We start from the raw sequence: 3,354 nt of genomic DNA, 5'->3' as shown, positions 1-3,354 counted from the left end.
GGTATTACGTTTCCAACCGCTTTTAACGGTATGATGGTTTACAATACTGGTTCGGGATACACCATGGCAGATGTATCAAAATCTGGAAAAGTAGTATCAGTTAAGCCAGGGTTTTATTATTTCCAAAATACAGACAATGAAAATGGTACCAGTGTTGCTAATGGTTCTTGGAAATCAATCGGAGCATCTGGTTCTAGTTCTATGGAAATAGGTCCAGCACCATGTACAGCTGTAGCAGCCGATGGTACAGGTTGCGATAATGAATTTACTGTTACAGATCCTGATTGTTTGGGCGGACCTTTTTCTATTGTTGTAGTAGGTGGAGGTGACTATGCGTCTATTTCAGAGAAAGATGAAACTGCGGGATCTTTTCGTTTATCTTTTTTACCTAATAATTCGGTTAATGTACGTGCAGTGATTGTTCGTGTAACAAGTTCATGTACTGGTCTTTACAAAGACTTTTTGTTTACACAACAAGGTCAACCTTGTGACGAAGGTTTAGGTAAAGCCCCATCAATAAGTGGTAATAAGAATGTTTCTTTTTGTGCAGGTGGGGCAGCTTTTCTATCAGTTCCTTCTAATACTCCTGATTTAGATCAGTTGATTTGGACTCGTAATGGAGTGGAGGTAGCGCGTGGAGTATCGAGTATAACTGTTACTCAGACTGGTGTTTATGATGTTTTTATGGGCAATGTAGGCTGTAATATTTTAGCCGGAAATGCGGTTACAGTAACACGATCTACTACAATTGCCCCTTCTACTGCTAGTTTTATTGTAATTGGTAATAATGGAGTAGCTTGTTCAGCAGGTGGAACTGTGGATTTGATTGTAAATTCAGTTACAACAGGTACTATTGTTTGGTATAAAAATGGAGTGAAAACATCAAAAACTGGACGAAAAATTCAAGCAGATAAAGGTGTTTGGTTTGTAGTTGTAGAGGATGGTTCATGTAGTTCGTTACCATCCAAAGAAGTTGAAGTTACAGAGAATACAGAAGGTGTAGCTTTGGACATTCCTCAAATTAAAGTTAATAATATTTCTGTAACGGGATCAGCTTTAAGCTTGTGTAAAGGAGGATCTATGTATCTACAGGTAACTAATCCTGATTCCAGTGCACAATATACATGGTATATTAACAATGATGTAGTGGCAAATGGTATAAGTGCTATTGTTCCTGTGCCGTCTTCAGATCAGTTTGTTTTGCGAGTTCGTGTTACAGGAGAGGGGTGTGCTACTGAAGCATTGGTAGAAGCTACCATTAATGCAGAAACAGCTCCAAATGTTCCTTTTATTATAACGAGTACAAATAATGCGTTGTGTGGAGGACAGACGGTATTAACAGCAAATAATTCTCCTACAGCTACATCATTTATTTGGTTCAAAGATGGTGTTGAAATAGTAGGGCAAACAACTTCCTCTATAACCATAAGCACTGTGGGTAACTATACAGTGATGGCTGTAAATGGTGGGTGCAGCAGTATTGAATCGGGTGGTATAGAAATTTTAGCTTCTGATTACGCTACTCTTTCATGGGTAAGTAATCCAGCATCTGTTAATAAGGGTGAAAACAAAACTTTTGCTGTAAGCCTTGATTTTCCCCAATCAGCTCAATATACTTGGTCAGTGACAGGTAGCGCACAAATTACCAATGGTCAAGGAACATCTTCGGTTAATATAACCTTTCCTGTTGATGAAAATGTTACAGTAAGTTGTATAGCAAAAAATGCTTGTGGAGATGCAACAGGAAGTCCTATAGATCATGTTGTAACCGTAATATCAGAATGTGTAGAAGTAAAGATTACTAATATAACTCCTTCTCAAACTATAAACACAAAAGTGAATAAAACTGTAATTATTGGAGTTACAGCTACAGGAACAGGACCTTTAAGCTATAAATGGTATCAAGGAAACGTTGGTGATACTTCTAATCCTATAGGTTCTACAAATAATCTATCTACATTAAGTAGGACTTTAACATTACCAGGTACTTATAAGTATTGGTGTCAGGTTACTAGCGGAGGTATAGGATGTTTAATTCCTGCTAATTCATCGCAGGTTACAATAAATGTTACTTTAGATCCAGAAACACTACCTGTAGGAACTGGTACTATCATAGGAAAAACTGTTTTTGATATAGCACAGGGAAATAATGGCATCAATGGGTGCGGAACTCTCACTAACCGTGCTGATCAAAAAACTGTTTTTAGCAGTCGAACTCCTCAGGATAATACAAATGGACCTTATACTGGTGTTCAGGTCTATACTTTTATACCAAGCGGAACGGTAAATAATGTACGATTTGATTATTTTGATCCTCTTTCAGGAGGAATTATTCAGAGTGTCAATGCTAATGGTAGCTATTCAGGAAATGGTATTACTACCCCATGTAAGGTAACGGTAAATTATAACCCTAATTTGGATAATATATTAAAAGGTCTTACTCGTGAACAAGCACTGAAAGCTAAATTGTATGTTATCTACAATGATGGTAGTGGGGATAAAAAGTTAGAACTGAATTTGAGTTTTATGGATTGTTTAGCTTGTGGAGCTAAGACTACTACGGGTAAATGGATTAATTTCATGTGTCATAATTTGGGAGCTGATCAAACTAAAGATCCATTAACTTATATAGTAGGTAACAGTGATGGTTCTGGTGGTACACTTGGTTGGCTTTATCAATGGGGACGTAAGAGTGATGGTCATCAAATGCGAAACAGTACTTATGTTAGTGCAATGGCTTTGACGAATCTACCAAACAATAAAAGTTTCTTTACAACATGGGCTGAACCTTATGATTGGCGTAGTGGAAGTGGTGAAAATTCACGTTGGGGTAATGGTACACAGAACGCAAATATGCCTAAGGCGGCTAATGATCCATGTCCTACAGGGTGGAAAGTACCTACTCAAGAAGTGTGGTCATCGATTTTTAAAGGTGGTTATGGCTATGGAGTGCCTTATAATGGAGATCCTTCTTTACCTACTGCTAATAAATGGACGTGGACAGGAAATGGTTACAAAGTAGGTAGTAGTTTGTTCTTGCCTGCTGGTGGTGGTCGTACATATGATACTGCGGAGTCTTTTAAAGTTATGGAAGGATTTTACTGGAGCAGTACGGTTAATGGTAATACACTGTCACACTATCTAAACTTTACTTCTGGTAGAGTTTATACAACTTATGCTACAAAACGTGGATATGGTTTTTCGGTAAGATGTGTGTCTGAATTTGATTAAATTAATATTTATCTTGTTGGGGAATTTTCTCCCCAACAAGTATTTAAAAAAAATATTTTGAAAGAAAATAAGAAATGAAAAAGATATACCAATACATTGTAGTTGTGTTTTTAGTTCTGATGA

General features: G+C 37.2%; 1 protein-coding gene. It reads left to right on the top strand.

The features are described 5' to 3' along the window. Positions 1-3,231: fibrobacter succinogenes major paralogous domain-containing protein (locus AWV75_RS18110; protein WP_231738200.1), on the top strand; the 3,231-nt coding region annotated here is incomplete at its 5' end. Positions 3,232-3,354 lie beyond the last annotated feature (123 nt).

Source organism: Myroides odoratus (assembly GCF_001549985.1).
GTDB classification, from domain to species: Bacteria; Bacteroidota; Bacteroidia; order Flavobacteriales; family Flavobacteriaceae; genus Flavobacterium; species Flavobacterium odoratum_A.
Note: the sequence above shows the minus strand (reverse complement) of the source record. Positions and strands in the feature narration are given on the sequence as shown.